Here is a 3,547-nt window from a genome sequence, read left to right as displayed (position 1 = left end):
CCGTCATGATCTGCACTGCCGCGGCGTCGCTGTCCAGCCTGCGATTGCGCTCGCCCGTCCCGCCGCGGTCGTCGCGCTCGGCGCGCAACCAGTCGCGCAGCGCGGGCAGCGTGTAGTGCTCGCGGTGCGCGACGTCCTGAAGCAGCTGCGTCAGGTGCGCCAGATCGGTCATGTGCCGCTCGCCGTCGGGCCACGACAACACGCGTTCGAGCATGCCCTGCAGCTGAGCGGCCTCGAATATCGCCGCCACACCGCGTTCGCGAGCGTGCCCGGCCCACTCCCGCAACGTCTCCGCGATCCGGTCGGTCAGCTCGTCGCCCCCGTCGACTAAGTTCTTGGCGGTCTTGCCGAAGAACATCGTGGCCGCGGCGGCGCGTACCACCCCGGCGCGGTGCGGCTGGTCGAAGGCCTCCAGAAGGGACAGCCAGTCGTCGGCCGCCTCTGAGGCGAAGATGTCCGAGTCGCCGGTGTAGACCGCCGCGATCCCGGCCCGGTCCAGCGCCTCCTTGCACATCCGGGCGTCCTTGTGCGTCTCGACGATCACCGCCACGTCACCCGCCCGCACCGCCTTGCCGTCGAACGTGGCGCCGCTGGCGAGCAGGGCGCCGATGTCGTTGGCGAGGTCCCTGCCGATGTGTTGCCGCAGATCGGCGATCGACACGTTCTGAGTCCCACTGCGGCCGAACGTCTCCCGCTGCACGACGCGAAGCCGGAACGGTTCGTCGTGCGGTGCGCCTGCCAGTCGAGAACCCCGATGGTGCGCCTCGACGTCGTGGACTACGATCGCGGGGTCGCCGAGTTCGGCGCCACGCAGCACGGCCTGCAGCCGGTCGACCAGGTCGCTGTCACTGCGCCAGTTGGTGCCAAGCGTCTTCTTGGCCCCCGCGGTCTCGGCCGCACTCAGATACGTGACGATGTCACCGCCGCGGAACGCGTAGATCGCCTGCTTCGGATCGCCGATGAGGATCACCGTCGAGCGACCGCTGAAGGCCCGGTCGATCACCTGCCACTGCACGGGATCGGTGTCCTGGAACTCGTCGACCATCACGATGGGCCAACGCTGGTACATGCGCAGCCGGGCGGGGGAGTCCTCGGGGTCGAGCGCCTCCGCCAGCCGCGTCAGAAGGTCGTCGTAACCGAGGATCCCCAGTCTGCGCTTGCGCGTCTCCAGCTCGGCGAGAACGTGATTGGCGAAGCTGATGCAGACCGCGGCCCGCGAGTCGGGCGGTGGATCGAGCGGGCGCAGCTCGGTCGCGGGATTGCGGACCACCTCACGCGCCAGCTTCAGCGCGTCGGGATACGTCAGCGCGGGATCGTCGCGCTGCTGGCCGAAGTGGGCGAGGTACAGGTCGTCGACGACCTCGGTGACCAGGTCCGTGAGGCTCTCCACCAGCGTCACGTGTGAGTCCGAGTCGCCCGCCACGCCAAGCGACTTCAGCACCTGCTGGCAGAACTGATGGGTGGTGGCGATGGTCGCGGCGTCGAAGCCTGCCAACGCGTCGCGCAACCGTTGCCGACGGGCTTGGCGCTCCTCCTCGGTGCCCGTCACCAGGTGCGCCACCAACGCGTTGTCGCCGACGAGCGACGGGTCATCGAAAGCGGCTGCGGCGTCGGTGATCTGACGGCGCACCCGGTCGCGCAGCTCCTGGCTGGCCGCGTGGCCGAAGGTGATCAGCAGCATCTGGTCGAGGGTCGCCGCGCCCTCGGCCACGTAGCGCGTCACCAACCCGGCGAGCGCGAACGTCTTACCGGTACCCGCACTCGCCTCGAGGACGGTCGTGGACGCCACGTCGGGCAGCGGGCCCTCTAGTTCGAAACGTTCCATCAGACAGTCACTTCCGCCCGCAGCATCGGCAACCACAGTCGAGCGGCGTACGCGCCGAGTCGATGGGTCTCGCCGTCGACCTCCTCACCAGGGCACAGGGGTTGCATCAGCTCCCGCAGCCAGGCGTTCGGTCCCCAGGCCCGCACCTGGGCGGGATCCTGATCCTCCGCGGGATAGTTGCCCGACTTCCACTTGAAGGACGCCTCGCGCTCCGGGTCGCCACCTTCGTGGCGGGCACATGCCCAGGCGTACGACGTCTTGATGGGCAGCGGCAGCGGCTCGCGGCGGCCGGCATCGTAGATCGCCACCAAGTCCCGCAGCACCTCGACGGCCGGTTGCCGAGGCGGACCAAGCCCCCGCACGCTCGGCGACCCGCTTCGCCTTGGCCTGCCGATGCACACCGCCGAGAAGTCGCGGTCCGGGTGATGGGCGAACAACGCCAGCAACGGAATCCACGCTGCCAGCAGATGCTTGCCGTCGAGCTTGGAGTAGGTGACCGAGACCAACCGGTCGTCGAACACCGGCGACACGGTGCCCGTCAAGCGGCGGCCCGCCCCCAGATCGATGTCGACGTCGAAGGCGTCCGCATCGGGCTTGCGGTACCCCAGCGCCGTCGCCGCGAGCAGCGTGGACTGCTCGCGCAGTTCACCAGCCTTGCGCCAGCCCAGCTGACCGGGCGGCAGCGTGCCCCGGCGCCACTCGGCCTGACGCGCGTCGTCGGGCGTCATGCCGCGCAGCATGTCGTTGAGCATCCGGTCACCGACGGCCCACTGCTCCAGGGCGTCGATGTCGACGGAGATCTCGTCGGAGACGCCGTCGACGTCCCACGGCAGCGTGTACTCCAGCGCGCGGAAGAAACCCTTGACCGGATCCTTGAAGAACCCGATCAGATCGGCGAGCGCGACGTCCTGGTGGGGCTGTGCGGGCAGTGGACCCGAGATGAACTTGGGCTGCGGAGAACGCTCGCGGGTGCTGGCCCGGGCCGCCTTGAGGACCGTGTCGTCGAACGTGAACGGCACGTCTGGCACCAGCTCGCCGCGCACGACGTTGCGAATGTCGAACGGCTGCAACGGATGATGCACGACGACCGACTTGCGCACGCTCTCCGGCGTAGTCGCGTCCATGGCGTCGAGCAGCTCGGCCAGCGGCACCGCCGGCGGCCGGGTCTGGCCGGAGTGGGCGTTGGCGCCGGTGTAGGTGATCACCAGCTTCTCGGTGGCCGCCCCGACCGCGTCGAGCAGCAGCTGGCGGTCCTCGGAGCGACTGTCACGCTCACCGGTGACGGGGTTGCGGGCCAGCACGTCGTCGCCGTCGGTGATTCCCTTGCGCGGAAACACGCCGTCGTCGAGGCCGACCAGGCACACCACCCGGTGCGGCACCGACCGCATGGGCACCATCGTGCACACCGTCAGCGTGCCCGTGCGGAAGTTCGCGCGCGTCGGCCGTCCCGCGAGGTGACGATCGAGCAGCGCCTTGACGTCGGGCAGCCGCAGCACTGTGCCGGACCGCACGCCCGCTTGGGCCAGCACCTGACCGAACTCGCGTTGCATCTGACTGGTCTGCCACGCGTCGGCGTCGTTGACGCGCGTCATCATCGTGATGCCCTCGGTCAAGGCGTTCAGCCAGTGGTCCAGCGGGTGGTCGCCAGTGAGCGCGTCGACGGTCCGCTGCAACCGGTCGACGAACTCGGCGAGCTGACCGGCCAGCTCGACACGGTTGCTC

Annotated in this window: 1 protein-coding gene and 1 pseudogene; both read right to left on the bottom strand. The window is 69.5% G+C overall.

Annotation, left to right across the window (positions count from 1 at the left end; genetic code table 11):
* Positions 1–1,825 (bottom strand): UvrD-helicase domain-containing protein (locus ACRDUX_RS10145; RefSeq protein ID WP_526413483.1); only part of this gene is annotated, 1,825 nt, incomplete at its 3' end.
* Positions 1,825–3,547 (bottom strand): annotated as a pseudogene (locus tag ACRDUX_RS10140) (exodeoxyribonuclease V subunit gamma); the annotation flags it as partial. The gene ACRDUX_RS10145 and the pseudogene ACRDUX_RS10140, both read right to left, overlap by 1 nt.

This window comes from Mycobacterium sp. (genome assembly GCF_050701675.1).
Lineage (GTDB): Bacteria > Actinomycetota > Actinomycetes > Mycobacteriales > Mycobacteriaceae > Mycobacterium.
Note: the sequence above shows the minus strand (reverse complement) of the source record. Positions and strands in the feature narration are given on the sequence as shown.